Source organism: Comamonas sp. 7D-2, assembly GCF_022749555.1.
GTDB lineage: Bacteria > Pseudomonadota > Gammaproteobacteria > Burkholderiales > Burkholderiaceae_C > Comamonas > Comamonas thiooxydans.
In genome coordinates, this window is record NZ_CP094238.1 from 4,711,518 (window position 1) to 4,737,211 (window position 25,694).

The 25,694-nt window shown below is 63.9% G+C and carries 22 protein-coding genes and 1 other RNA gene; 14 read left to right on the forward strand and 9 right to left on the reverse strand.

What is annotated here, in order from left to right; translation table 11 throughout:
• Positions 1-20: 20 nt before the first annotated feature.
• Positions 21-803, reverse strand: a complete 783-nt coding sequence (locus MPZ60_RS21655) for a crotonase/enoyl-CoA hydratase family protein (protein ID WP_003069038.1) — start codon at positions 801-803, stop codon at positions 21-23.
• A 159-nt stretch (positions 804-962) separates the two neighbouring features.
• On the opposite strand from MPZ60_RS21655, the gene MPZ60_RS21660 reads away from it, so the two are divergent.
• Complete coding sequence (locus tag MPZ60_RS21660) at positions 963-2,657, forward strand: MBL fold metallo-hydrolase (protein WP_034354367.1); 1,695 nt, start codon at positions 963-965, stop codon at positions 2,655-2,657.
• Between the two features lie 66 nt (positions 2,658-2,723).
• The gene (locus MPZ60_RS21665) at positions 2,724-3,491 is read left to right on the forward strand and encodes a pseudouridine synthase (protein ID WP_034354370.1); all 768 of its coding nucleotides are present in this window, start codon (positions 2,724-2,726) and stop codon (positions 3,489-3,491) included.
• Positions 3,492-3,548: 57 nt separating this feature from the next.
• On the opposite strand, the gene MPZ60_RS21670 is transcribed toward MPZ60_RS21665, so the two are convergent.
• Together MPZ60_RS21670 and MPZ60_RS21675 are read right to left on the reverse strand one after the other, a co-directional pair.
• On the reverse strand, positions 3,549-4,577 hold the full coding sequence (locus MPZ60_RS21670; protein ID WP_187771827.1) for a tripartite tricarboxylate transporter substrate binding protein: 1,029 nt from the start codon (positions 4,575-4,577) through the stop codon (positions 3,549-3,551).
• A 27-nt stretch (positions 4,578-4,604) separates the two neighbouring features.
• Positions 4,605-5,090, reverse strand: a complete 486-nt coding sequence (locus tag MPZ60_RS21675; RefSeq protein ID WP_034354376.1) for a DUF3237 domain-containing protein — start codon at positions 5,088-5,090, stop codon at positions 4,605-4,607.
• A gap of 136 nt (positions 5,091-5,226) precedes the next feature.
• On the opposite strand from MPZ60_RS21675, the gene MPZ60_RS21680 reads away from it, so the two are divergent.
• Positions 5,227-6,009: a LuxR family transcriptional regulator gene (locus MPZ60_RS21680; protein WP_034354380.1), complete on the forward strand. Its 783-nt coding sequence runs from the start codon at positions 5,227-5,229 to the stop codon at positions 6,007-6,009.
• Between the two features lie 41 nt (positions 6,010-6,050).
• Here MPZ60_RS21680 and rnpB read toward each other — a convergent pair.
• An RNA gene (rnpB, locus tag MPZ60_RS21685) (RNase P RNA component class A) lies at positions 6,051-6,411 on the reverse strand.
• A 21-nt stretch (positions 6,412-6,432) separates the two neighbouring features.
• The gene (locus MPZ60_RS21690; RefSeq protein WP_045838703.1) at positions 6,433-7,257 is read right to left on the reverse strand and encodes a helix-turn-helix domain-containing protein; all 825 of its coding nucleotides are present in this window, start codon (positions 7,255-7,257) and stop codon (positions 6,433-6,435) included.
• Between the two features lie 91 nt (positions 7,258-7,348).
• On the opposite strand from MPZ60_RS21690, the gene MPZ60_RS21695 reads away from it, so the two are divergent.
• Positions 7,349-8,263: a DMT family transporter gene (locus MPZ60_RS21695; RefSeq protein ID WP_034355274.1), complete on the forward strand. Its 915-nt coding sequence runs from the start codon at positions 7,349-7,351 to the stop codon at positions 8,261-8,263.
• On the opposite strand, the gene MPZ60_RS21700 is transcribed toward MPZ60_RS21695, so the two are convergent.
• Positions 8,247-8,411: a hypothetical protein gene (locus MPZ60_RS21700; protein ID WP_223305621.1), complete on the reverse strand. Its 165-nt coding sequence runs from the start codon at positions 8,409-8,411 to the stop codon at positions 8,247-8,249. The genes MPZ60_RS21695 and MPZ60_RS21700 overlap by 17 nt on opposite strands.
• A 404-nt stretch (positions 8,412-8,815) precedes the next feature.
• On the opposite strand from MPZ60_RS21700, the gene MPZ60_RS21705 reads away from it, so the two are divergent.
• The 3 genes from MPZ60_RS21705 (at position 8,816) to MPZ60_RS21715 (ending at position 12,270) form a co-directional block, all read left to right on the forward strand.
• Positions 8,816-10,135: an MFS transporter gene (locus MPZ60_RS21705; protein WP_034354383.1), complete on the forward strand. Its 1,320-nt coding sequence runs from the start codon at positions 8,816-8,818 to the stop codon at positions 10,133-10,135.
• Between the two features lie 77 nt (positions 10,136-10,212).
• A complete protein-coding gene (locus MPZ60_RS21710; RefSeq protein ID WP_034354386.1) occupies positions 10,213-10,890 on the forward strand; it encodes a DUF2848 domain-containing protein in 678 nt (225 codons plus the stop codon).
• A 15-nt stretch (positions 10,891-10,905) separates the two neighbouring features.
• Complete coding sequence (locus MPZ60_RS21715; RefSeq protein WP_034354389.1) at positions 10,906-12,270, forward strand: amidase; 1,365 nt, start codon at positions 10,906-10,908, stop codon at positions 12,268-12,270.
• Positions 12,271-12,442: 172 nt separating this feature from the next.
• On the opposite strand, the gene MPZ60_RS21720 is transcribed toward MPZ60_RS21715, so the two are convergent.
• Entirely contained in the window at positions 12,443-13,384 is a 942-nt protein-coding gene (locus MPZ60_RS21720; RefSeq protein WP_034354390.1) for a LysR family transcriptional regulator, read from the reverse strand.
• Between the two features lie 156 nt (positions 13,385-13,540).
• Here MPZ60_RS21720 and cysK point away from each other — a divergent pair, with 156 nt between their 5' ends.
• The 3 genes from cysK to MPZ60_RS21735 all read left to right on the forward strand — a co-directional run bounded on the left by cysK (position 13,541) and on the right by MPZ60_RS21735 (position 18,190).
• Positions 13,541-14,461: a cysteine synthase A gene (gene cysK / locus MPZ60_RS21725; RefSeq protein WP_034354392.1), complete on the forward strand. Its 921-nt coding sequence runs from the start codon at positions 13,541-13,543 to the stop codon at positions 14,459-14,461.
• A gap of 256 nt (positions 14,462-14,717) precedes the next feature.
• Positions 14,718-16,562 carry an ABC transporter ATP-binding protein gene (locus MPZ60_RS21730; RefSeq protein ID WP_034354395.1) on the forward strand — a complete coding sequence of 615 codons (1,845 nt, stop codon included), beginning with the start codon at positions 14,718-14,720 and terminating at the stop codon, positions 16,560-16,562.
• Between the two features lie 386 nt (positions 16,563-16,948).
• Entirely contained in the window at positions 16,949-18,190 is a 1,242-nt protein-coding gene (locus MPZ60_RS21735) for a helix-turn-helix transcriptional regulator (protein WP_034354399.1), read from the forward strand.
• Positions 18,191-18,268: 78 nt separating this feature from the next.
• Here the strand turns inward: MPZ60_RS21735 and MPZ60_RS21740 are convergent, their stop codons facing one another.
• On the reverse strand, positions 18,269-19,213 hold the full coding sequence (locus tag MPZ60_RS21740) for a LysR family transcriptional regulator (protein WP_034354401.1): 945 nt from the start codon (positions 19,211-19,213) through the stop codon (positions 18,269-18,271).
• 15 nt (positions 19,214-19,228) lie between these two features.
• Positions 19,229-20,203 carry a quinone oxidoreductase gene (locus tag MPZ60_RS21745; protein WP_034354403.1) on the reverse strand — a complete coding sequence of 325 codons (975 nt, stop codon included), beginning with the start codon at positions 20,201-20,203 and terminating at the stop codon, positions 19,229-19,231.
• Between the two features lie 241 nt (positions 20,204-20,444).
• Here MPZ60_RS21745 and MPZ60_RS21750 point away from each other — a divergent pair, with 241 nt between their 5' ends.
• From MPZ60_RS21750 to MPZ60_RS21765, 4 genes are read left to right on the forward strand one after another with little or no spacing between them, the layout of a single operon-like run.
• Positions 20,445-20,711, forward strand: a complete 267-nt coding sequence (locus MPZ60_RS21750) for a DUF2164 domain-containing protein (RefSeq protein ID WP_012839864.1) — start codon at positions 20,445-20,447, stop codon at positions 20,709-20,711.
• Between the two features lies 1 nt (position 20,712).
• Positions 20,713-20,991 carry a hypothetical protein gene (locus MPZ60_RS21755; RefSeq protein WP_034354406.1) on the forward strand — a complete coding sequence of 93 codons (279 nt, stop codon included), beginning with the start codon at positions 20,713-20,715 and terminating at the stop codon, positions 20,989-20,991.
• A gap of 30 nt (positions 20,992-21,021) precedes the next feature.
• On the forward strand, positions 21,022-22,266 hold the full coding sequence (sbcD, locus tag MPZ60_RS21760; protein ID WP_034354409.1) for an exonuclease subunit SbcD: 1,245 nt from the start codon (positions 21,022-21,024) through the stop codon (positions 22,264-22,266).
• Positions 22,263-25,694, forward strand: coding sequence for an SbcC/MukB-like Walker B domain-containing protein (locus MPZ60_RS21765; RefSeq protein ID WP_034354413.1), 3,432 nt, complete (start codon positions 22,263-22,265; stop codon positions 25,692-25,694). Before sbcD ends, MPZ60_RS21765 begins: the two co-directional genes overlap by 4 nt.

A 25,694-nucleotide genomic window follows, 5' to 3' on the forward strand; every position in this document is an offset into this window, starting at 1 on the left:
GTTGTTTCTTGAGAGTGCTTTCAGTCCTTGCTGACCTTGGCGGCCCGCCCGGACAGAAACTCCTGCAAACGGAACTTGGCTTCTGGCGCGCTCTGCGCCACGGCAGCCATCAGAGCTTCTGTCATCAGCCCCTGATCGGCGGGCTGATCGGCAATCCTGGGCAACGCGTGCATCAGGGCGTAATTGGTCATGGGGGCGTTTTCGGCAATGCGCAGCGCCAGCTCCACGGCCTTGTCCAATGCATGTCCTTCGGGCACCAGATATTGCGACAGTCCAATGCGCTCACCCTCTTCGGCCTTGTACACACGGCCCGTGAACATCATGTCGGCCATGCGTGCGGCTCCGATCAGGCGCGGGATGCGCACCGAGCCGCCACCGCCGACGAAAATGCCGCGCGAACCTTCGGGCAAGGCATAGAAGGTACTGCTGTCGGCCACACGGATATGGCAGGCGCTGGCCAGCTCCAGGCCGCCCCCCACCACGGCACCATGCAGGGCGGCGACAACGGGCACCGCGCCGAACTGCACCTGGCGCAGCGCCTCATGCCACATGCGTGAGTGCAGAACGCCCTGGGCCGCATCGCGTTCGCTGAGCTCGCTCAGATCCAGGCCGGCGCAGAAATGCGGTCCATCGCCATCCACCACTGCAGCGCGCACGCTGGCGGGCAGATTCATGAACACATCGCGCAGACCCAGCACCAGCCCATCGGACAAGGCGTTGCGCTTGGCGGCACGCATCAGGCGAATGACGGCAACCTGTTCGGCTTCGCCACGGAACTCAACTGCAATTTCTTTATGAGTCATAACCATTCCTTTTGCATCATTATTGTTATTTAAAATAACTAAATGCAAGACATCCTCGGCCGTTTGCTCTCAGTGCTTTCCCCGATTCGCGCAGCAGGAGTGCACAACTAGTCCAGGTGTGACATTCACGAACGCGGCGACTTCGCATAATGTGACCTCATGACATCACCCAGCCAGCCCCGCCCCAGCCAGTTGCTTCAGCCCCAGCGCGCGCCAGTTCCCGCGCGCGATGCTTCCACGCTTTTGTTGCTGCGCGACTGCGCCGATGGCAATGGTTTTGAAGTGCTGATGACAAGGCGTGCAGATCAAGGCATCTTTGCCAATGCCTATGTTTTCCCCGGCGGCGGCCAGGAAGATGAAGATGCAGCCCCAGCCAGTCATGCGCTGGCGCGCGTGCGCCCCAGCATGATCGCCGAGGCGGGACATGAACGCATTACCCAGGCTCTGGCAGGCATTCGCGAGACTTTTGAGGAACTGGGCATCCTGCTGGCCTATGACCAGGCCGGCCAACCCGTTCCACCGGCCCAGGTTCAGCAACTGGACCGCAAGGCATCGCTGTATGAGCAATGCCGCGCGCGCGGCTGGACGCTGGCCGTGGACCAGCTCTGGTATCTGGCCCACTGGACCGCACCACTGGACCTGCCCAAGCGCTTTAACGTGCCGTTCTTTGTAGCCCGCATGCCCGAAGGCCAGACGGCGGTGGCCGACGAAACCGAGCAGTTCGAGCCCACCTGGATTTCTCCGCAGGATGCGATTGCGCGCTTTGAAGAGAAAAAGCTGTTCATCCTCTTTCCCACCCAGCGTACATTGCAGCGCATCGCTCACCAGCCCGATACCCAGGCCGTGATCAATGCCCTGCTAAGCGAGAAGCCGCTGTGGCAGGCCTGCCCCCGTGGCGGCCACCTGAAAGGCAAAGACACACGCCATACCGAAACCGATATGGCCTATGGCGAACTGGAAATGGTGCTGCCCGACGGCCACGGCATTCACCATCTGGACTGGCAGCCTGAAAAAGCCGTGCCGCTGCGCAAGAACCTGCTGCGCCTGACGGCCCCCAACTCCGGCATGATGACCGGCCCCGGCACCAACAGCTATCTGGTCGGCGATGCGCATACTGGCTATATCGCCATCGACCCCGGCCCGGACGATGCCGAACATCTGCAGCGCCTGCACGATGCCGCCGGCGGCGATATCCGCTACATCGTCTGCACCCATTCCCACCCCGATCACTCGCCGGGCGCCGCGCCGCTGCAGGCCATGGTCCTGCTCTCCGGCCATGCCAGGCCTCCCATCATGGGCCTGCCGTCGGCGCCCACAGCGCGTGCCAACAGTCGCTTTAGACCCGAGGTGACGCTACGGGACGGAGAGCGCATCACGCTTGCCGGACAAGGGGCAGAAGGCGAGATCACGCATACGCTGCAAGCCATCTTCACGCCCGGCCACGCGACCAACCACCTGTGCTTTCTGCTGGAGGAGGACGCGCTGCTATTCAGCGGCGATCACATCCTCAATGGCAGCACCACCGTCATCAGCCCGCCGGACGGCAATATGATCGATTACCTCGATTCGCTGGACAGGCTCCACTCCATGTGCCTGGAGCACGACATTCGCTACATCCTGCCCGCCCATGGCTATGTGCTGGGCTTTGCGCGACATCAGATCACCCGCCTCAAGGCCCACCGCCTGGCACGCGAGGCCAAGGTGCACCAAGCCATGCGCACCAAGCCGGACGGCAGCATTCAGGACTGGGTTGCGATTGCCTACGCCGACACACCGCAAGCCCTGTGGCCTGTGGCCCAGCAATCGCTGCTGGCGCATGTGGAGCGCATTCAAAAGCTCTGCCTTGGCAGATAGCGCGCCGTAACCGCCGCGCTAGACCTGTGGACAACTAGGACATGGCCGGAGCATTAAGCTCTCGCCATGTCTGAATCCCTGCCTGAACAAGAAAGCATCCGCCTGGCCAAACGCGTGGCGGAGCAAGAACAATGCTCGCGCCGCGAAGCCGAGCTCCATATCGTCGCGGGCAATGTCCAGGTGGACGGCAAAGTGGTGCAAGTGCCCGAAACCCGCGTGCGCCCCGACCAGGTAGTGATCCTGCGCAAGGATGCCAAGCCTGAAGCCATTCCGCCCGTCACCATCCTGATGAACAAGCCTGCGGGCATGACCCAGGGCCCGGCCTATGGCCGCGTGCGCAGCGCGCATTCGCTGCTGAGCGAGGACACCAAGGCCAAGCTGGATACGCCCATGCCCCAGCTGGTGCTGGATCATCACTTCAAGAATCTGGAGTCGTTTCTGACGATTCCCCTGCCTGCCAGCGGCCTCATCGTCTACACGCAGGACAAGCGCGTGGCACGCAAGCTGACCGAGGAAGGCATGTGGCTGGAGCAGGAAATCATCGTCGGCGTGGAGGGCCAGATCATTGAGGATGGCCTGGAGATCCTGTACGAAGGTCTTCCCATTCCCGGCGGCAACGGCCATCGCCGCATGCCCCCCTGCCATGTCAGCTGGCAAAGCGAAAACCATCTGCGCTTCGCTCTCAAGGGCATTGCGCCCGAAGAGATCGAGAAGATGTGCTCCGCCATCGGCCTGACGGTGGTCAGCATGCGCCGGCTGCGCCTTGGCCGCGTCTCGCTGGCCAAGGTGCCCGAGGGTCAGTGGCGCTATCTGATGCCCTGGGAAAGGTTCTGAACGGATCGACCTTCGCGCGCCTCGAGCCGGACTCGGCCGCGGCGCGCGCCGGTCCGCTCAATCCGCCTTGAAACCCGTCGCTGCCACCGCCTTGCCCCATTTGACGGTATCGGCAGCAATGATGTCGGCAAACTGCTGCGCGCTGGTGCCCGTGACTCTGAAGCCGGCCTCCTGGAGCCGCGCCTTGCCGTCGCCCGATTGCAGGACCTTGAGCAGATCGGCATTGAGCTTGCTCACCACTTCCGCAGGTGTCCTGGCTGGCGCCACGATGCCGAACCAGGAGCTGAACTCCAGGTTGCCAAAGCCCTGCTCCTTCATGGTCGGCAACTCGGGCAGTTGCTCCACACGCGCGCTGCCCGTGCTTCCCAGGGCCACCAGCTTGCCGGCGCGCACCTGCGGGATCGCCATGCCGGAGGAAGCGAACACCCCCTGCACATCGCCGCTGAAAATGCCGCTCAAGGCATCCGAAGTGCTCTTGTAGTGCACCACCTCGGGTTTGGACTGCACGGCATCGCCAAACATATAAGCCCCGAAATGCCCCGGCGTTCCCGCTCCGAAAGTGGCCATGAACAGGCCGTTTTGCTGCCGGGTCCAGGCCACGAAGTCCCTGACATTGCGCGCCTTGACCTTTTCGGGATTGACCAGCAGCACGAAGTCGGAACTCACCACCTGGCTGACGGGAGCAAAATCCTTGCGCGGTTGGTAGGCGAGCCGTTGATAGGTATTGGGCGCGATACTGAGCTGGCCGGTCTCGGCCAGCATGATGGTGTAGCCGTCGGCAGGCGCACGCGCGGCCTCACTGGCCGCGATCAGGCCGGCGGCACCGGGCTTGTTGTCCACCACCACGCCCACGCCACCCCAGGCTTCAGAGAGCTTTTGTGCCAGCAGCCGTGCCACTACATCGGGTCCCGTGCCCGCCGCAAAGCCCACAATCATGCGCACCGTCTTGCTCGGATAAGCCGTCTGGGCCTGCGCGACTCCTACGGCTGCGCCGCCGCCAGCCAGCAGCGCCAGGGCCATCAGCCGACGTCGCCAGGCCCGTGCAGAAACGGGTCCGGGCAGGTTCTGGGCTTGCAGTACTTTCATGTTTTGTCTCCTTGTTGCGATGCTGTTTCACAGCACTTCGAAAAACCGCATGACGACCTGCTCCGGAAAGCGCGCTCCCGCGCCCACGAACAGGCGCTGCCCCAGCCAGGCAAAACGCTTGGAGGCCGTTTCAAAGCGGGGCGCACAGCGAAAGTAGATCGCCGAGGGATCGACCGTCTCGCCGCGGCGCAGGCGCTGCATCAGCTCGGCCGGCCCGGTGCGCAAGGCCTGGTTGCTCACATAGATCAGGTCGCCGCCGTCGGTTTCGATGACATAGCGCGCGTCCAGCTCGGCCACTTCCTCGCTGACCAGCAGCTGAAAGTCGGCCCCGCCCGGAAGCACACGCGCCGACCAGTCCTCTGCCTGCACCTGGCCGCCAACGATTGGAATCACGCGCCGCAAGCCGCGTGTCGTTTCGCCCACCTCCTGCGCCGGCCCCACCTGCACGCGAAATTCGGCAAAGTGGCGCAGCCTTGGAGCGGCAATCTGGAAATCATGGTTTGGCGACAGCATTGCTCTCCTTGCGATGTCTATGCACAGGGACATGAGCGTAAGCACTGTTGAAGAAATCGCTGTCCCCCAAGAAGATGACAGCCCACGCCAAGACACACCGATGAGAACCTGGAAGCTACCTTCGACGACTGACACCATGCCGACCGGTGATATGGCCCAAGCCAGCGGCATGGCCCAGGCCAGCACCTTGCTGGCCGGTCTGGTGGAGCATCTGGGACAGAGCTGTTTTGCCCAGGCCGCACTGGAGCAGCTGAGCGCCATCGCGCCCACGGCCTCGCTGTCGGTGTATCGCATCGGCAGCTGCCGGCCGCGGCTGTTTCTATCGGCCTCCCAGGGCGTCCTGGACACCACGCGCCAGTGCTGGAGCGCCTATCTCTCGGGACCTCAGCACGAGGACAGAAGCTGGGGCCAGGAATGGCCCGGACATATGCGCATGCCAGGCGCGCGCAATCTGGTCCATGTGCAGGCCAACGAGGTCACGCCCTTGCATCGCCTGTGCGTGTATGACGCACATGGCGTGGCTGAGCGCATCTCGATTGCCGAGCCCGGTGCAGATGGCTCGGTGTTTGCCGTCAACCTCTATCGCCATGCGCACCAGAAACCCTTTGCCGACCGGCATCTGAGCGACTTCGCGGACCTGTCCAGCGCCCTGATGGCTCTGACGCACAAGCACCTGGCGCTGACTGCGGACATGGCTGGCGGCGATGAGAGGTGGCCGGCTCGCCTGCGGGAGCTGGCACCGGGTCTGACGGCGCGCGAACTCGAGGTCTGCCTGCACCTGCTGCGCGGCATGACCCAGGACGGCATTGCGGCCGATCTCGGGCTGAGCGCAGCCACCGTGAAGACCTATCGCAACCGCGCCTTTGCGCGGCTTGATATTCACCATCGCCATCAGCTGTTCGCGCTGATGGTGGAGTGAATGCAGTGGATTCGCCGGGCTGTGTCCGGCCGAGGAAGAAAGTGTGAAGTGCGCCGATAAGCCGGATTCTGTGCACAACGGTTGCCCGCCATGTGACCGCCATTAATCTTGGCCATCAGTCGCCTGATGGCTCGGTGCTACCTACCCGCACACTCCGGGGGCCCCGTCAACGTGTGCCTACTTGGTATTGCTGCGCGTAGAGATTGCCCGTTTCACCCTGGTTGGTCTGCCTTGCGGCACTCCTGCCAGACTCGTCTCTGTTGCTCTGATCCTCACCTCACGGTGGACAGCTGTTAGCTGCTACGCCGCCCTATGCAGTCCGGACGTTCCTCCAGTACGGTCTTTCGACCCAACGCAAGCGTTGGCCTTTCGGCTAGTACCAGCGGCGGTCTGGCGCACTTCACGGCGCGCATTATCCCGCGTTCAGAAAGAACTTGCACAGAACTCGCGCCTGAACTGCTCGGGCGGCAGGCCGGACTCGCGCTGAAACATGGCAATAAAGGCCGAGGGCGTGCTGTAACCCAGGTCGTAGGCAATGCGCTGCACGGTGTGGCCGGCCTCCAGCGCGTCGATGGCCTGCAGATAACGCATGCGCTGGCGCCATTCGCCCAGACTCATGCCCAGCTCGCGCTGGCAGTGGCGGGCCAGCGTGCGCTCCGTCATGTGCACGGTCTCGGCCCATTCGGCCAGGCTGCGGTGGTCGTCGGGGCGCGACTGCATGGCATCCAGCACCTGCACCAGCGCCGGATGCCGGGCCACGGGCAGAAAGCTCAACTCCAACGGCGTGGCTCGCAGCTGGTCATGCACCACCCGTGCCAGACGCAGGTCTGCGTCAGTCACCGGGATCTGCACGCCCCTGGCGCCGAAGTCCGCCAGCACGGCTTTGACAATCGGCCCCAGGCGCATGCAGCCCGCCGTCTGCGGCAGATCCGCACACAGATCAGGGGCCAGATAGACGGAGCGGTACTGCACCGCATGCTGCAGATAGCAGCTGTGCACCACGCCCGGCGGAATCCATACCCCGTGCTGCGGCGGGCACAGGATATGACCCGTGGGCACGTCCATGCTCAGACTGCCGTGGGCCGCATAGTTCAGATGCCCCCAGCGGTGGCTGTGCGGCGGAGCCTCGCTGTGTTCGCCGAACTCGTCATAACGGAAGTAATAGCTGCCAGGCACTTTGTCGGTGTCCAGTATCTGTACGGCATGGCGCTTGGCGACCGGGCCGGGAGTCGGGGCTGAGGCAGGCATGGGTTCGTCCGGCTTGAGTTATGAAATGTCTGAAATCAGCAATGCGCTTCAAATACGTCAAGCGCATCATAAGCACCTCAAGGAGTTTCATATGGGTGCATACCTATTACCACTGGGCGCGGTGCTGATCTGGTCGGTCAACACCGTGGTCAGCAAGTTGGCCGCAGACAGCATCAGCGCGGCAGAGATCGGGTTCTTTCGCTGGCTGGTGGCCGCCGTGCTGTTCACGCCCTTCGTCCTGCCCTCGATCTGGCGCCAGCGCGCCGACATCAAGCCCCTGCTGCCACGGATCTTCGTGCTGGGCGTGCTGGGCATGGTCATCTACCAAAGCCTGGCCTATTACGCCGCCCACTTCACCACGGCCACGCATATGGGCATCATCGGCTCGCTCACGCCCATGCTGGTGCTGGCCCTGGCCGTGTTCATGCTGGGCCAGCCACTCACGCATGGCGGCATCTGGGGCTCGCTGCTGGCAATTGCGGGGGTCGCGCTGGTGGTTTCATCGGGCCGGCTCAGCCATCTGGCGTCCGAGGGACTGAATCTGGGCGATGCCATGATGTTCCTGGCCATGCTGGCCTACGCGGTCTACAACATCCTGCTCAAGCGCTGGCCCATGCCGCGCCTGGCCACGGTGCAACTGCTGTATCTGCAGGTGCTGGTTGCCGTGGTCGTGCAACTGCCGCTCTATCTCTTCTCGCCCAAGACCGGGCTTGACGCCAGCAACCTGCCGCTAGTGGGCTATGCCGGCATCATGGCCTCCATCGCCGCGCCGCTGCTGTGGATGAAGGCGGTGCAGACGCTGGGGCCCGGGCGATCGAGCATGTTCTTCAATCTGATCCCGGTCTTCACCGCCCTGATCGCGGCTTTCGCCCTGAACGAGCCTCTGGCGGCCTACCACGCCGTGGGCGGCATCATGACGATTGCCGGTCTGCTGCTGGCCGAGCTGTGGAAGGCCCCGCTGCGCGCACGGCCTGCCCTGGCCTGCGGTGCTAAAGCAGCAGATTGAGAATCGCGTAGCTCATCAGCGACAGCAGGCTGACCACGAACACCAGCATGACCCAGGGGCCCCAGCGCTGCTCGCGCCAGGAAAAACCGACCAGCAGGCCTACGCAACAAACCCCCAGCAGCACCAGAATTGTGTTGAACGTGAGCAAGAGCAGTCCTCCCTCAAACAGACTCTGCCCCATTGTTCCCGATTGCAGGCCCAAGGGGAAACACCATCTCCCCTGGGCTTGACCTGAATCAAGCACAAGCCCTGCAGACCCGGGCCATCGGCCTGCCCGGCGCTGCCATCGGCCGCGCGCATCACCTAGGGTTTTCCCGCGTTTTATCGATGCACGCCTGCCTCATGCCGGTGCACAGCCCGCACCATCTCTGCTCATAAGAATTTGCATTCAGGGCCGCTCAGAATTTCTTGTTGGACAGCCCCTCGCTGCCTTTCGATACTGCCGCCACAGGAACACCGGCCCGCGCCGCACCCCCATGTTCCAAGACACACAGGAGCGCCGGCAAAAGCGCCCCATGTGCCCGCTGCACTTTCGCATACAGGAGACTCCCCATGAGCAGCCCGGCTTCCGCCACCCACCCTCTTGCCGGCCATGCCGGTGCGCACGCGCACCCCGACATGGACGCCACCTACCGCAAGATCACCTGGCGCCTGATCCCCTTTCTGGTCTTTCTCTTTGTCCTGGCCTGGATAGACCGCGTCAACGTCGGCTTCGCCAAGCTGCAGATGCTGCAGGACCTGCAGTTCAGCGAGGCCGTCTACGGCCTGGGCGCCGGCATCTTCTTCATCGGCTACTTCCTGTTCGAAGTGCCCAGCAATCTGCTGCTGGAGAGGATCGGCGCGCGCAAGACGCTGGCGCGCATCACCATCCTCTGGGGCGCGGCCTCCATGGCCATGGCCTATGTGACCACGCCCACCATGTTCTATGTGCTGCGCTTTATCCTGGGCGTGGTCGAGGCGGGCTTCTTCCCCGGCGTGGTGCTGTATCTGACCTACTGGTTCCCGGCCCGCCACCGCGCGCGCATCAACGGCTTGTTCATGACCTCGTTCGCCATCGCCGGCGCCGTGGGCGGCCCGATCGCGGGCGCCATCATGAACGGCATGCAGGACGTGGGCCATCTGGCCAACTGGCAATGGCTGTTCATTCTTGAAGGCATTCCCTCGGTGATCGCCGGCTTCTTCGTGCTGGCCTGGCTGCCCGAGAAGCCCGAGAACGCCAAGTGGCTGAGCGCCGCCGAGCAGCGCGCCGTCACCGCCGCCGTCGCCCAGGAGAGCCAGCAAGGCCACAAGCAGCACTCCTTCGCCGACGCCTGCCGCAACTACCGTGTCTGGCTGTGCGCCGCCGTGTACTTCTGCATCGTCAGCGGCAACGCCACGATCGCCTTCTGGTCACCGTCCATCATCAAGGAGATCGGCATCCAGAACAATCTGCAGATCGGCCTGATCTCGGCCATTCCCTTCCTGGCCGGCACGCTGGCCATGGTCTGGAACGGCATGCATTCGGACAAGACCGGCGAGCGCCGCATGCACAGCGCCATCCCCGCGCTCATCGCCGCCACAGGCCTGATCCTGACCGGCATGTTCCTGCACAACGCCGTGCTGGCCCTGTGCGCGCTGACGCTGGCCTCCATCGGCATCCTCGCCGCCTTCCCCGTGTTCTGGTCCATTCCCTCGGCCTTTCTGGCCGGCACGGCGGCCGCAGGCGGCATCGCCCTCATCAACTCCATCGGCAACCTGGCCGGCTTTGTGGCGCCCTACATGATCGGCGCGCTCAAGACCAGCACCGGCTCGCTGTCCTCGGGGCTGTACTTCGTGGCCGCGCTGGAGTTCCTCGCCGCCTTCCTGGTCGTGCTCTTCGTCAAGAAGCAGTGACCGCCTGACGCTGCCTGCGCAGCGCCGCTGTGCGGGGCCCAAGGCCCCGCCTTCCCCCCTTGTTGAGATTTCTTTCCATGCAACTGCAATTCACCACCCCCGAAGGCCAGACCCTGGCCCCCATCTTCGATACCCTGATCGTCGCCGGCTGGGCCGGACGCGACCATGCGGCCATCGAGCACCACATCGAGGAGCTGGCCGCGCTCGGCATTCCGCGCCCCAGCGCCGTGCCGCTGTACTACCGCATCGCCAGCAACCAGCTGAGCCAGAGCAGCACGCTGCAGGTGCTGGGCCCGGACTCCTCGGGCGAGGCCGAGGTCTTCGTCTTCAGCCATGGCGGCGAGATGTTCGTGAGCCTGGCCTCGGACCACACCGACCGCAAGCTCGAGGCCTATAGCGTGGCTTTCTCCAAGCAGGCCTGCATCAAGCCCGTGGCCACCCAGGCCTGGCGCTTTGCCGATGTGGCCGGCCACTGGGACGAGCTGATCCTGCGCTCGTGGATCGTGGAGGACGACCGCGAAGTGCTGTACCAGGAAGGCACGCTGGCCAGCCTGCGCACGCCCCAGGACCTGATCGCGGGCTACACCGGCGGCCAGAGCCAGCTGCCCGAAGGCAGCGGCATGACCTGCGGCACCATGGCCGCCATCGGCGGCATACGCCCTGCCACGCAGTTCGCCATGGAGCTGTACGACCCGCGCAGCCAGCGCAGCATCCGCCACCTCTACCGCAGCGAACTGCTGGATATCGTCGCCTGAACACCGGAGCTGCCCATGACTTCAGTCTCTCCCCGCCTGGACCAGGTCTCCCACCGCCTGGCCCAAGGCCAGACCAGCGCCGTGCAACTGGCCGAGCAGGCACTGGAGCGCGCCGCGCAAGGCGAAGGCCCGCGCGTTTTCACGCGCGTGCTGCGCGAGCAGGCCCTGGCCGAAGCCCGCGCCAGCGATGCGCTGCGCGCGGCCGGCCTGGCACGCTCGCCCCTCGAAGGCCTGCCCATCTCGGTCAAGGATCTGTTCGATATCGCGGGCCACCCCACGCTGGGCGGCTCCAGACTGCTGGCCGATGCCGCACCCGCCACGCAGACGGCCGAAGTCGTGCAGCGTCTGCGCCGCGCAGGCGCGGTCATCGTGGGCACGACCAACATGACCGAGTTCGCCTACTCGGGCCTGGGGCTGAATCCGCACTACGGCACGCCGCGCAATCCCTGGCAGCGTGAAAACGACGGCGGCCGCATTCCCGGCGGCTCGTCCTCGGGCGCGGCCATCTCGGTGACCGACGGCATGGCGCTGGCCGCCATCGGCTCGGACACCGGCGGCTCGGTGCGCATTCCCTCGGCGCTGTGCGGCCTGACCGGCTTCAAGCCCACGGCGCGGCGCGTTTCCATGCAGGGCGTGCTGCCGCTGTCAGCCAACCTCGACTCCATCGGACCGCTGGCGCCCAGCGTGCGCTGCTGCGCCGCGCTGGACGCAGTGCTGTCGGGCCAGTCGCATGGCGAGCTGCGCGCGGCCTCGCTGCAGGGCCTGCGCCTGCTGGCGCCCACGAATGTGGTGATGGACGGCATGGACAGCACCGTGGCCGCAGCCTGGCAGCGTGCGCTGTCGCTGCTGTACGCGGCCGGCGTGCAGATCACCGAGGCCGTGGTGCCGCCCTTTGCCGAGCTTGCGCAGATCAATGCCAAGGGCGGCTTCACCGCCGCCGAGGCCTGGGCCTGGCACCGCAGCCATATCGACGGCGCCGGCCGCCTGGCCGAATACGATCCGCGCGTGGGCACGCGCATTCTGCGCGGCAAGGACATCAGCGCGGCCGACTACATCGAGCTGCTGGCGCGCCGCCAGCAGTGGATTGCCCGCGTCCAGGCGCAGATGGCCGACCACGACCTGATGCTCATGCCCACGGTGCCCGTGATCGCGCCCAAGATTGCCGAGCTCGAGGCCAGCGACGAAGCCTATTTCGCGGCCAACGGGCTGATGCTGCGCAATCCCACGCTGATCAACTTCCTCGACGGCTGTGCGGTGTCCCTGCCCTGCCACCGCGCGGGCGAAGCGCCCGTGGGCCTGAGCCTGGCCGGCACGGCCGGTCAGGACCAGCGCCTGCTGTCGGTGGCGCTGGCCGTGGAGGCTTTGCTGGCCCAGGCCTGATTGCATAGAAAAAACAGGAGCTGCTAGCGCTTGACTGCAATTGATTTCAGATAGGAAACACTCTAAAATCGATATTCATCAGGCGCTAGCAGCTCCTTTTTTTTCAGTACTGAGGCACACCCCAATGCACGGCAGGCATTGGCGCCCGCACCGGCGGTGCCGGCTCCGCGCTTTATGCGTCCCCTGCCAGACGGGTGCCGGGCAGCCGCGCCACGGCCTGGCCATGGTTCAGCGCAAAGGCCGTGGCCACCTCTTCGGCGGCGCGCACCACGGTTTCGGCCAGCGGGTTCTGATGATCGTTGCGCCAGCAGGCCACCAGCGGCAGCGAGGGGAACTCGCGATCCACGCGCAGCAGGCGCAGGCGCTGCTCGGCCAGCTCGCGCTGGATGATGGCCGGCGGCACGGCCGCCACGCCCAGGCCGTCGCAGACCACGCGGATCATGGTCGCCACCGAGGCAATGCAGTTCATGTGCGGCGAGGCGCTGCCTTCGGCGCTGAACAGTTGCTCGATCACCGCATACGGCTCGGAGCCGCGCGCAAAGCTCATGATGGGAAAAGCCGCCAGCTCGGCCAGGCTCAGGGTCTCGTCGCCTATGCCCAGCTTGGGGCTGCCCACCCAGGCCATGGCGAACTCGCCCAGCGACAGATTCGCGATGGCACCGCTGGACACTGGTTTGGCCTGCAGCGAGACATCGAGCTGGCCCTTGAGCAACTGCTCCGACATATGGATGGTGGTGTCGCAGGCGATCTCCACCTGCAGGCGCGGATAGCGCTGCTGCAGCAGCGCGAGAAAGTCGGGGAACCAGCTGTGCACGATGGACTCGATGGCGCCGATGCGGATCACGCCCGCATAGGCCTGCTTGTCCAGCATGTCCTCGCGCATCTCGCGCATCAGCCGGAGCATGCGCTCGGCATGCACCAGGGCCTTGGCGCCGTCGGCCGTGAGCGTGACCTCGCGCACGCCGCGGTCGAACAGGCGCACGCCGAACTCCTGCTCCAGCGTGGCGATGCGGCTGGAGACGGCTGCCTGTGTGGTGAACAGCCGCTCGGCCGTCATGCGGAAGTTGCGCAGCTCGGCCAGCAGCACAAAGGTTTCCAGAAACCGTAGATTCATGGGCCGATGTTAATCATCGCCCGCGGCCTTGCCCACTTTTCGGGTCATATCGATATAGCCCATTCGCACAACGCTTGCGTGCACAATGCTCTGTGTCTGCGCAGACAGCCTGCGCTGCGATCCACTGTCCCACCATCCCTTATTCGCGGAGGTCCGATGAGAGCTGACAACATTCTGCAAACGATTGGCGACACGCCCGTCATTCACATCAACCGTCTGTTCGGCAGCAATACCAACGTCTGGATCAAGTCCGAGCGCAGCAACCCGGGCGGCTCCATCAAGGATCGTATTGCCCTGTCCATGGTGGAAGACGCCGAGAAATCCGGCGCGCTCAAGCCCGGTGGCGTCATCATCGAGCCCACCAGCGGCAACACCGGCGTGGGCCTGGCCCTGGTCGCGGCCGTCAAGGGCTACAAGCTGATCCTGGTCATGCCCGAGAGCATGAGCATCGAGCGCCGCCGCCTGATGCTGGCCTATGGCGCATCCTTTGACCTGACTCCCAAGGAAAAAGGCATGAAGGGCGCCATCGCCCGCGCCCAGGAACTGGCCGCACAGACGCCCGGTGCCTGGATTCCCCAGCAGTTCGAGAACCCCGCCAACGTGGCCGTGCATGAGGCCACCACGGCCCAGGAAATCCTGCGCGACTTCCCCGACGGCATCGACGCCTTCATCACCGGCGTGGGCACGGGCGGTCACCTCTCCGGCGTGGCCAAGGTGCTCAAGGCCAAGTTCCCCAATCTCAAGGTCTATGCGGTCGAGCCCGCGGCATCGCCCGTGATCTCCGGCGGTCAGCCCGCGCCCCACCCCATCCAGGGTATCGGCGCCGGCTTTGTGCCCAAGAATCTTGACGTCAGCCTGCTCGACGGCGTGATTCAGGTGGAGGCCGAGCCCGCACGCGAATACGGGCGCCGCGCCGCTCGCGAGGAAGGCCTGCTGGTCGGCATCTCCTCGGGCGCCACGCTGGCCGCCATTGCGCAGAAGCTGCCCGAGCTGCCACCCAGCGCCAGGGTGCTGGGCTTTGCCTACGACACGGGTGAGCGCTACCTGTCGGTGGAAGGCTTCCTGCCCAACGCCTGATCGCGCCGCGCGCTTTCCTGCCACGCCGCACAAGATGCGGCGTTTTTTTTCCGCGCAGGCCTCCGCAACAGCACGCTATATGGCCCGCCATAACCCGCTACAGCCCGCTATAGCCCGAGCGCGCCATGCGTTCATCAGGCCCGCACCAATGGCCCATGAGACAAGCGGTCATCCCGTACGCTTGACACCAATCCAGGGCACTCCCCTACCATGGGGACAAGATATGCCACAAGCATGAACCGGGAGAATTTCCATCTTGTTCCGATTTTTTGAAAAACAGGTTCCACCTTATCCAGCACAGGAGCCCAAGGTCCCGCCCAAAGGTTTTTTTGCCTTTGTCTGGGCCTGCACGCAAGGCATGCGCGGCTGGATTGGTCTGATGACCCTCACCTCGGCACTGCTGGCCGCCTACGAAGCAGTGCTGTTCGCCATCATGGGCCGCGTGGTGGATTGGCTGGGCACGGTCTCGCCCGCCAACTTCTGGGCCGAGCAGCAAGCCACGGTGCTGGGCATCGCCGCCATCCTGCTGGGCAGCGTGGCGCTGCTGGCCCTGCACACCACCGTCATGCACCAGGTGCTGGCCATCAACTTCCCCATGCGGCTGCGCTGGGTGTTTCACAAGCTGATGCTGGGCCAGAGCATGTCCTTCTATGCGGACGAGTTTGCCGGCCGCATCACCACCAAGATCATGCAGACCGCGCTGTCGGTGCGAGAAGTGGTGTTCATGGTGGTGGATGTGTTTGTGGGCGTGGGCGTCTACATGATCGGCATTCTGATTCTGGCCGCCAGCTTCGAGTGGCGGCTGATGATTCCGTTTGCGCTGTGGTTCATCGCCTATGCCGCTGCCTGCTTCTACTTTGTGCCGCGCCTGGGCCAGATCGGCAAGGAGCAGGCCGATGCGCGCTCCATGATGACGGGCCGCGTCACCGATGCCTATACCAATATCGCCACCGTCAAGCTGTTCGCCCACACGCGCCGCGAAGCCGAATATGCGCGCAATGCCATGGAAGCCTTCAAGGCCACGGGCTATGCGCAGATGCGTCTGGTCAGTCTGTTCGAGATCACCAACCACCTGATGATTGCCCTGCTGCTGCTGGCCAGCGGAGGCACGGCGCTCTATCTGTGGACGCAGGCTCAGGCATCTGCGGGCGTGGTGGCTGCCGTGATTGCCATGGCGCTGCGGCTGATGGGTTACTCGCACTGGGTGATGTGGCAGATGACGGGCCTGTTCGAGAACGTTGGCACCATCCAGGACGGCATCACCACTCTGACCAAGCCGCGCACCATCGTCGATGCACCCGACGCCAAGCCGCTGCAGGTCACGCGAGGAGCGATTGCCTTCGAGGATGTGAGCTTTGCCTACAAGACTGGCGGCAAAAAGGTGCTGGACCACCTGAACCTGCACATCCGTCCCGGCGAGCGCATCGGCCTGATCGGACGCTCGGGCGCGGGCAAGTCCACGCTGGTCAACCTGCTGCTGCGCTTTCATGAGCCCCAAGGCGGGCGCATCACCATCGACGGCCAGGACATTCGCAGCGTGACGCAGGACAGCCTGCGCAGTGCCATCGGCATGGTGACCCAGGACACCTCGCTGCTGCACCGCTCCATGCGCGACAACATCCTCTATGGTCGCCCCGACGCCAGCGAAGCCGAGATGCAGGCCGCGGCCGACAAGGCCGAGGCTTCGGACTTCATCGCCACGCTGACCGACCTCAAGGGCCGCAGCGGCTATGACGCCCAGGTGGGCGAGCGCGGCATCAAGCTCTCGGGCGGCCAGCGCCAGCGCGTGGCGATTGCACGCGTGATGCTCAAGGACGCTCCCATTTTGCTGCTCGACGAAGCCACCAGTGCGCTGGACAGCGAGGTGGAAGCCGCCATCCAGGAAAGCCTGGATTCGCTGATGGACGGCAAGACCGTGATCGCCATTGCCCACCGTCTGTCCACCATCGCAGCCATGGATCGCCTGATCGTCATGAACGAAGGCCATATCGTGGAGGAAGGCACGCACCAGCAACTGCTGCAGCGCGGTGGCATCTACGCCAAGCTCTGGGCGCACCAGAGCGGCGGCTTCCTGGCCGACCAGGACGAAGCCGTGCAATAAGCCAGTCTTGTCGTGAGTTCAAGCCACAATCGCCCATAGCGCCTGGCACAAGGGTGCACGCCGCTCATCGCATGCGTGCGCCAGAGATCACAGAAGGGGAGCATCGCTCCCCTTTTGCAGGCATCCATCCCACACGCAGCAATACGTTGCAGCTCCAGCCTGCAAGAGTGCGAGCCTCTCCGCCATGGACCGCATCACAAAGGGGCGCGTTGAACTATTGGCTGGACAGGTTCATTGCACATTCGATGCTCAGCTTGCTGAAGCAAGTACTGCACAACGGCCCGATCAAGAGCTGCCAGATGGCTTTGTGTCGTTCATACGACGGCATTGAACGAAGCAGGCCAATGAGGGGCACTGATAATGCGAGACAGCAAGAGGTCAACGCAATGAGCCCCACCTACGGCAAACTGAAACCCATCGATTACGCACAAGCCTCAATGACTTTTGCTCTCAAAGATGGCTCGACATCCGGAGTTCAGAACCCGGAGACAACAGAGCTGATCGGTGCGGAGCGCTTCAGCGAATTCATCAATCACCTCTACGACGCTGCTTCTTTGCCGGAGGCCTGGGTTCCCTGCCTGGAGGTGATTCGCACGCATATGCGCAGCAATTTTGCAGTGCTGATCATCCGCCAGACCGAGGGAGACAATATCGGCTTGGTGGTCACCGCATCCGGAGGGCTCGAAGGCTTGCTTACGCACGACGTCTACAGCGAGCACAGTCCTTTCCTTGGCATGCCCAAGGAGCAATTCAAGACCATTCCCGACCTGATGTCCGAAAGCGAATGGCGCAGCAGCGTCTATTACAAGGACTGGTGCCGTGTGCACAATATTTTCCATGTGATGGCTGCCGATATCGTGACTACCGATGGCAGTGTCTACGGCCTGCGGATCACGCGCCCCGAGTCGGAACCGGCCTTCAGCCAGCGGGATCTGGATCTGGGCCGCATGATCATGCCGCACATCCGCCGTGCGCTGAACATGCATCTGGCGCTGCACCATGATCGTCAGGTCATGTCGCTGTACAGCACCGTCACGGCTCGCTTGATGGTGGGTGTCGTCATCCTGGACCAGAATGGCCAAGTGCTGGAAAGCAATCCTGCGGCCAAAGGCATTCTCGATGCTCAGGATGGCATCCGGATCTCCGGAGGCATGCTGGAGGCTGAATATGCAAGCGACAACCGAAAGCTCCAGCGACTGGTCAAGGATGCCTTGCTGTCCTCCCTGGCATCCGCGTCCGTCATGACCGAAGGCATCTCGATTGCCCGTCCTTCGGGTCAGCTCAATTGGGGGCTTGTCGTCCAGAGCATTTCCTCGGGTGACAACGCAGAGGCCAAGAGCCGTCCCTGCGTCGCGGTGTTCATGCGCAACACCGATGGCAAGGCCGATCCATCCACACATCTGGCGCAGCAGCTGTTTCAGCTCACGTCTGCAGAGACCTCGCTGGTGATACAGCTGACCCATGGCTTGACGCTGGAGGAGGCAGCCAAAGAGCTGGGCATTCGCCTCAATACCGCAAGAGCTCACCTGCGCTCCATCTTCTCCAAGACCGGCGCCCGCCGTCAAAGCGAGCTGGTACGCTTTTTTCTCAATAGCGCTGCCTGGCTGGGAAGCAAGAGCGGCTCCTGATCCTCGCGCGGCAACCGAGTTCCAGGCCTTGAGCGACCTGTACTCATCGCCCTGAAGCAGCAGGGCAGGCAGGGCTCCTCAGCGGTCTGAGGGCCGCCAGGGAGCCGCCGCGAAAGCCTCCGTCACCCATTGCTTGAACGCCTTCATGGCGCCCGTGTTGTACTGCCCCGAAGGTCGTAGCAGGTAGATGCCCCCGGTATCTCCCAACGTCCATTGCGGCAATATGCGGACCAGCTCTCCAGCATGGATGGAGGGCATGAGGTGCCAGTCACTGCCGGCAATGATGCCCACCCCTTTGATTGCCGCATGAAGCAAAGCTTCGTTGTCGTTGCTGAGAATGGAGCCGCTGACGCGCACCGATTCGACGGTCTTCGCAGCCCTCTTTCCTGCCGACTGAACCAGTCGCCATTGCGGAAAATCCAGGAGGCCGGTGTAGCCCAGGCAGTTGTGATGAGCGAGATCCGCAGGCCTGTCTGGCGCTTCATGGCGCTCAAGATAGCTGGAGGATGCACACAGAAGGCGGTACTGATCGCATAGCCGCGTGGCAACCAGCCGGCTGTCCGCCAGATTGCCGATACGTATGGCGGCGTCAAAACGCTCTCCCACAATGTCCACGATGCGCTCGCTGTACTCCACTTCGAGCGCTACCTCCGGGTAGGCCAGGGAAAAATCCGCCAGCATGGGGCTGATCCACCGCCGCCCCATCGTCGCGGGCATGGACAAGCGCAGGCGCCCCCGTATTTCCTGCGCTCCCTGCGCCGCTTCCTGCTCTGCATCCCGAATCAGATGGGCAGCCTGTCGCAGCTTTTCGACAAGTCGCCAGCCCTCGCTGGTGAAATGCAGCTGGCGCGTGGTGCGCTCCACCAGACGCACGCCCAGTCTTCGCTCGAGCGCCTGCATGCGCTTGGAGAGCACCGAAGGGTGACGCGCCAGCAATCGTCCCGCAGCGGCAAACGAGCCCTGGTCTGCCAGTGCGACCAGCGTGGCGAGCTCATCCGTGTGCTGGCTGTCGAATATCTCCATGGTGTCTGTAGCGATTCAGCGGGTGAGGATGATCGAGCCTTGCGAGCGTCCTTGCTCCAGGTCTGCGTGCGCCAGGGCTACGTCCCTGAGCGCGTAGCTTTTCCATATGCGAGGCGTGAGTATGCCGGCTGCGATGGCGTCAAGCACGTCCTGCGCACGGCTCTGATATTCCTCTATCGTTGCCGTATGCGCGGCCAGAGACGGACGGGTCAGAAACAGCGAGCCCTTGGCATTGAGCACGCCGACCTCAATGGCAGGCGGCAGGCCCGATGTGGCACCAAACGACACCATCAGTCCTCTGGGTCGCAGGCAGTCCAGCGAAGCCAGGAAAGTGTCTTTTCCGATGGAGTCGTAAACCACGTCCACCTTTCGGCCCTGCGTGGCCTGCATCACCTGGGATGCCAGTGTCTGCGCATCAAAGACAAACACCTGATCGCAGCCTGCCGCCTTGGCTCGTTCCACGCTGGCGGGCCTGGAGACGACGCCCAGAACCTGGGCGCCCAGATGCTTGGCCCACGCGCACATCAGCTGTCCGAGAGCACCGGCAGCGCCATAAATCAGGACTCGGCTGTCTTGACTCACCTGGCCGGTGGTCTTGAGCAGGTACTGAGCCGTGATGCCCTTGAACAGGACCGACGCGGCGGCATCATCCGCGAGACTGTCCGGAAGCCGGATCAGACGATCAGCGGGGAACAAGCGCGCACTGGCATACGCGCCCAGCGGCCCGGTTGCGTAGCCGACACGGTCCCCTGACTTCAGGCCCGACACTCCCGAGCCCACGGCGGCCACTGTTCCCGCGCCCTCCAGACCCAGGCCCGAAGGCAATGCAATCGGCACTAGGCCCTTGCGCTGATTGACATCCAGAGGATTGACACCGATGGCGGTCTGCTCGAGCAGAACCTCGCCCGGCCCCGGTGACGGCAGATCCAGCTCTTCGAGCTGCATCACTTCGGGCGCACCTGAGCTGTAGATTCGAATGGCGAGGGCCATGACTTTTCCTTGTGAATAACGAAGAAACCATCGTATTCATGCCACCTGCGTGCATCAACATGAGCACATGCACATAATAAGTGCATGTGGTGCAGCAATCACCCTATGACGCTCCGTGCTTGGCCGAAGCCATGAAGCGGACTGCCACTGACACACCGCCAGTTGCGAGACAAGGTAGCCAGTCAGCTAAAGCGAAATCAGACGCTTGAAGCGAAAGAAGATTTACAAGAAAGCTTGATCAATGAGCATAGAACTCCCCAAACACGCGCAGCAGCAGGCCATTGCCTCCATAGAACGCTATTTCCGCGAAAACATGGACGAACCCATAGGCAATATGCAATCCGGTGCCCTGCTGAATTTCTTTCTCGCGGAAATAGGCCCCAGCATCTACAACCGTGCCGTGGCCGATGTGCAGGAAAACCTGCAGGCCAGGCTGCAGGAGCTGGACTATGAGGTCGGCAAGGAAGAATTCAGCTACTGGACGGCCAAGCGCGCTGGCAAGCGCTGAAATGCTTCCAGCCAGACGCCTGCAAACAGCTTTGCGGCCAGACCAGCCGGCACCGACTGCGGGGACGCTGGTGGTGCTGGCCCAGGCTCTCAGGGATGAAGGCATGAGCCAGGCCGCGCTCTACCGCCTGTTCCAGGCCGAGCATGCACGCTCGGACCTCGATGAACCGCGCCTGGAGGCGCTGGCCGGGACCATGGACCTGATCTGGGGTGGCGGCTGGGCCAAAGGCCATGCCTTGTTCGAGCAGGAGCTATCGCAAGAACGGCTGGACAGCGAGTAAGACGGGGGCCGGCTGGCATACCATCGCCGCATGCGTCTTCTCCATACCTCCGACTGGCATCTGGGCCAGCACTTTATGGGCCGCAGCCGTCAGGCCGAGCATCAGGCCCTGATCGACTGGTTGCTCACCCAGGTGCAGGCCCATGCCGTGGATGCCGTGCTGATCGCCGGCGACATCTTCGACACCGGAGCCCCGCCCAGCTATGCGCGCGAGCTGTACAACCAGCTCATCGTGCGCCTGCACGAAGCAGGCGCGGCCTTGCTGATCCTGGCGGGCAATCATGACTCGGTCAGCGTGCTCGATGAAAGCCGCGAGCTGCTGACCTACCTGGGCGCCCAGGTGGTCAGCTCGACCGGTGATGAGGCCCGGCATGTCGTCACGTTGCCGCGACGTGGCACAGCGCGGGAGCCTGGCTGCATCGTCTGCGCACTGCCCTTCATCCGCCCGCGTGATGTGCAGCAAAGCCAGGCCGGACAAAGCGCACAGGACAAGCAGCAGGCACTGCAAGCCGCGATTGCATCCACCTACCAGCGCGTGTATGCCGCAGCCCTTCAAACGCAGAATGAGATACAGGCCAGCCAGGGCGAACTGCTGCCCATCATTGCCACCGGCCATCTGACCACGGTGGGTGCCAGCAGCAATGAATCGGTGCGTGAAATCTATGTAGGCGCACTGGAGGCTTTTCCGACCAATGCTTTCCCGCCAGCCTGCTATATCGCCCTTGGCCATATCCACAAGCCGCAGCTCGTCGGCGGGCTCGATCACATCCGCTACAGTGGCTCGCCCATCGCGCTGGGCTTTGACGAAGCCAGGCAGACCAAGCAGGTACAGTTGGTGGAGCTCAATGCCGGCGGGCTGCAGGCCGTCACCGCCCTGCCCGTGCCGGTGTTCCAGCCCATGGCCTCCATCGCCGGCAGTCTGGCGCAGATGCCCGTGCTGCTGAAGTCTGCCGCCGCGCAAACCCGCAACAATCTGCCTGTCTGGCTTGAAGTCACGGTAGAGGAAGACGACTATCTCTCCGACCTCACGGCGCGCGTGCAGGCCCTGGCCGAGTCGCTGCCCGTGGAGATTCTGCGCATCAAGCGACAGCGCGGCCAGGCTGCGGCACAGCTGTCCGGCGAGGCCCGCGAGTCGCTCGATGAACTCACCCCGCTCGATGTATTTGCGCGCCGACTGGCCCAGGAGAGCCTGGAGCCGCCACTGCAATCGGCGCTGACCGAGCGCTATCGGCAGGTGCTGAACGCTCTCGACGACGAACGAGGAGCTGCGGCATGAGAATTCTCAAACTGCGGCTGAAGAACCTGAACTCGCTCAAGGGCGAGTGGAACATCGACTTCACCGCTGCCCCCTTTGCCGACAACGGCCTGTTTGCCATCACCGGATCCACGGGCGCTGGCAAGTCCACGCTGCTCGATGCCATCTGCCTTGCGCTCTATCACCAGACGCCGCGCCTCGACAGCATCAGCGGCAGCAACGACATCATGACGCGCCACACCGGTGAGTGCGAAGCCGAGGTGGAGTTCGAAGTCAAGGGCGTGGCCTACCGCGCCTTCTGGAGCCAGCGCCGCGCGCGCGGCAAGCCGGATGCCGCCCTGCAAACTCCCAGGGTGGAGCTGGCACTGGTGGCGGACGGCAGCATACTCACCACCCACGTCAAGGACAAAACCCGGCGCATCGCCGAAATCACCGGACTGGACTTTGCGCGCTTTACCAAGTCCATGCTGCTGGCCCAGGGAGGCTTTGCCGCCTTCTTGCAGGCCACGGCCAATGAGCGCGCCGAGCTGCTCGAAGAACTGACCGGCACCGATATCTACGGTCGCATCTCGCAGTCCGTTTTCGAAAGAGCGCGCGACGCCCGCCAGGCCCTGGAGAAGCAACAGGCCCAGGCACAGGGCATGCAACTGCTGGATGCAGGCACACGCGAGCAGCTGCAGTCCCAGGCAGTACTGCTGCAGACCGGCTTGACGGATCTGCAGGCACGCCACCAGCAACTGCAAACCGTACAACGCTGGCAGGCACAGACCATGCAGGCCATGGAGGACGTGGAGCAGGCACGCAATGCACAAGCAAACGCCCAGCAAGCGCTGAGTGATGCCGCGCACGATTTGCTGCGCCTGCAGGCCCACGGACCTGCGCAGGCAATCCAGCCCATGCACCATCGCTGGCAGCTGGCACAAGGCCAGCAAAGCGAACAGGCCGCGCAATTGCAGCAACTGCATACCCTGCGGCTGCAAGCCCAAAGCGCGCAATGGCATCAACACCAACAGGCCCGGCAACTGGCTGGCGATCAGCTGCAGCAGTCAAGGCTGCAGCTGCAGTCTGCACAGGCCCGGCAGGCCGACTTGACGGCATGGCAGCAAGCCCATGCCAGCCACGCCCTGCTGGGTGAAAACCTCAGCGGCTGGCGCGAGCAGCTGCAGCAAGGCCAGCAACTGCAACGGCAAACCGTCCAGGCAGAAGGCCAGATGACGCAGTTGCAGAAGCTCGCCCGGCAACTACAGCAGCAAGCAGATGCACAGACACAGCTATCCACACAGTCGACACGGCAAGTCTCCCAGACGCTGCAACAGCAGCAGGCCGCAGAGCAAGCCCTGCAGCAGCAGTTGGCCACGCACGGCAGCCTGCCTCAGCTGCGCAGCCACTGGCAAAACGCAGAGCGCCAGCTGCATCACTGGCAGCAGTTGCAGGAACATGCCGCACTGCGCCAGCCCCTGGACGTGCAGCAGCAGCGCAATTCGCAGGCGTTGAGCTCCGTTGATTCCCGCATTCAAGAGCAGCTGGCGCAACGCGATGACTTGCGTGCGCAGTACAAGGCGCTCAAGGAAAAGGTGGCCGACAAGCAAGCCCTGCTTGACCAGGAGCGCCTCATCCAAAGCCTGCAAGAGCACCGCGCCGCGCTGCAGCCCGGCGAAGCCTGCCCGCTGTGCGGGTCTCAGGATCACCCAGCCATCACCGAATACGCGGCGCTGGATGTATCAGCCACAGCCGCTGCGCTGCAGCAGGCACAGAGCGAACTCGAGTCGCTGCAGCGCCAGGGCGAGCAGCTGAACACCGCGCTGGCCACTGCCCAGGGTCAGCAGCAGCTGCAGAAGGAGCAGCACCAGGCCATTGCCCAGCAGATTGAAAAATGGCTGTCACGCTGGGCTGACTTGCGCGCACAGAGCGCTGTGCCGCTGGATGAGGCGGCATGGCAGCAGCCCGAAGCACTGCGCACCGCTTGCGCTGAAGCCGGGCAGCAGATTGCGCAGCTGCAGCAGAACCTGGCCGATGCCGAAACTGCCGAGCGCCAGCTGCAACAGTCCAAGGACGCCTGCCAGGCGGCTCTGCAACACCAGCAGCAGATCGAGCATGCACAGGCCAGCACCCGGCAGGCTCTGCAGAACAATCTGACGCAGCAGGAGCAGACCGCTCAGGCACTGCAAGCCTTGATGCAGCAGGCCGGCGACCTGCAAACTCGCTTGCAGCTTGCCCTGCAGACGGCAGGCTACGCATTGCCCGAGAGCGCGGACACCGCAGACTGGCTAGATGCGCGTCAGCAGGAATGGCAGCAATGGCAGCGCCAGCAACAGGCAATGCAAGAGCTGACCCAGCAGATCGACCTGCTGCAACGCCAGGTCGAACAAGCCGCAGAGGATGCCGAGCACTGGCTGCAACGCAGCCAGGCCCTGCCCGATCTGCCCGCCGACGCCACCGCCTGTACAGCGCCAGCCGCCGCCACGCTGCATGACTGCAAAACCCTGCTCGAGCAGACTGCGCAGCAGCTGGCCACGCTGCAAGGTCAGGCAAGCCAGGCACAAGCCACGCTCGAGCAGCTGCAGCAATCGACGCGGCAGGCCCAGGCCGAATGGCAGCAGGCGCTGCAGGCCAGCCCGTTCTCCGACGAAGCGCAGTACACCGCAGCCCTGCTGTCCGATGCCGAACAGCAAGGTCTGCAGGCACTGAGCAACCAGCTTCAGGGCGCGGCACAACGCGCAGCCGCCTTGCAGGCAGACGCCAGCCGGCGCCTGACCGCACTGCAGACACAGGCGCTCAGCGATGAAGCACCCGAAACCATTACCGAGCAGATTACCCAGCTGGAGACCGAACGCGCCCAGCAGGCCGAGCAACTGGGCGCCCACCGCGCCCGCCTCAAAGATGACGATGACCGCCGCGCGGGCCAGCAAGCCTTGCTGGCCCGGATTGCCGAGCAGGAACAGGACAGCGATCTCTGGCAACACCTGGACAGCCTGATAGGCTCCGCCAGAGGCGACAAGTTCCGCAAGTTCGCACAGGGGCTGACGCTAGACCATCTGCTGCATCTGGCCAACCGACACCTGGAGCGCCTGCACGGTCGCTATCTGCTGCGGCGCAAGCCCACGGGCGAGCTGGAGCTGGACATCGTGGACGGCTGGCAGGGCGATGTGGCGCGCGACACGCGCACGCTCTCGGGCGGCGAGGCCTTTCTCGTCAGCCTGGCGCTGGCACTGGCACTGTCCGATCTGGTCAGCAGCAAGACCTCGATTGACTCGCTATTCCTCGACGAAGGCTTCGGCACGCTGGACGGCGATACGCTGGAGATGGCCCTCGCCGCGCTCGATGCACTCAACGCCAGCGGCAAGATGATTGGCGTCATCAGCCATGTGGAAGCGCTCAAGGAGCGTATTCCGGCGCAGATCCGCGTGGAAAAAGCGGCCGGAATCGGCTACTCCAGACTGGTGATCTGA

Bases quoted from the DNA above. Each gene is read 5' to 3' on its own strand.
- MPZ60_RS21680 (WP_034354380.1), top strand. From the start codon at position 5,227: ATGCCGACCGGTGATATGGCCCAAGCCAGCGGCATGGCCCAGGCCAGC.
- sbcD (WP_034354409.1), top strand. From the start codon at position 21,022: ATGCGTCTTCTCCATACCTCCGACTGGCATCTGGGCCAGCACTTTATG.
- MPZ60_RS21715 (WP_034354389.1), top strand. From the start codon at position 10,906: ATGACTTCAGTCTCTCCCCGCCTGGACCAGGTCTCCCACCGCCTGGCC.
- MPZ60_RS21670 (WP_187771827.1), bottom strand. From the start codon at position 4,577: ATGAAAGTACTGCAAGCCCAGAACCTGCCCGGACCCGTTTCTGCACGG.
- MPZ60_RS21675 (WP_034354376.1), bottom strand. From the start codon at position 5,090: ATGCTGTCGCCAAACCATGATTTCCAGATTGCCGCTCCAAGGCTGCGC.
- MPZ60_RS21735 (WP_034354399.1), top strand. From the start codon at position 16,949: ATGAGCCCCACCTACGGCAAACTGAAACCCATCGATTACGCACAAGCC.
- MPZ60_RS21720 (WP_034354390.1), bottom strand. From the start codon at position 13,384: ATGAATCTACGGTTTCTGGAAACCTTTGTGCTGCTGGCCGAGCTGCGC.
- MPZ60_RS21705 (WP_034354383.1), top strand. From the start codon at position 8,816: ATGAGCAGCCCGGCTTCCGCCACCCACCCTCTTGCCGGCCATGCCGGT.
- MPZ60_RS21665 (WP_034354370.1), top strand. From the start codon at position 2,724: ATGTCTGAATCCCTGCCTGAACAAGAAAGCATCCGCCTGGCCAAACGC.
- MPZ60_RS21695 (WP_034355274.1), top strand. From the start codon at position 7,349: ATGGGTGCATACCTATTACCACTGGGCGCGGTGCTGATCTGGTCGGTC.
- MPZ60_RS21690 (WP_045838703.1), bottom strand. From the start codon at position 7,257: ATGCCTGCCTCAGCCCCGACTCCCGGCCCGGTCGCCAAGCGCCATGCC.
- MPZ60_RS21750 (WP_012839864.1), top strand. From the start codon at position 20,445: ATGAGCATAGAACTCCCCAAACACGCGCAGCAGCAGGCCATTGCCTCC.
- MPZ60_RS21660 (WP_034354367.1), top strand. From the start codon at position 963: ATGACATCACCCAGCCAGCCCCGCCCCAGCCAGTTGCTTCAGCCCCAG.
- cysK (WP_034354392.1), top strand. From the start codon at position 13,541: ATGAGAGCTGACAACATTCTGCAAACGATTGGCGACACGCCCGTCATT.
- MPZ60_RS21710 (WP_034354386.1), top strand. From the start codon at position 10,213: ATGCAACTGCAATTCACCACCCCCGAAGGCCAGACCCTGGCCCCCATC.
- MPZ60_RS21755 (WP_034354406.1), top strand. From the start codon at position 20,713: ATGCTTCCAGCCAGACGCCTGCAAACAGCTTTGCGGCCAGACCAGCCG.
- MPZ60_RS21745 (WP_034354403.1), bottom strand. From the start codon at position 20,203: ATGGCCCTCGCCATTCGAATCTACAGCTCAGGTGCGCCCGAAGTGATG.
- MPZ60_RS21655 (WP_003069038.1), bottom strand. From the start codon at position 803: ATGACTCATAAAGAAATTGCAGTTGAGTTCCGTGGCGAAGCCGAACAG.
- MPZ60_RS21765 (WP_034354413.1), top strand. From the start codon at position 22,263: ATGAGAATTCTCAAACTGCGGCTGAAGAACCTGAACTCGCTCAAGGGC.
- MPZ60_RS21740 (WP_034354401.1), bottom strand. From the start codon at position 19,213: ATGGAGATATTCGACAGCCAGCACACGGATGAGCTCGCCACGCTGGTC.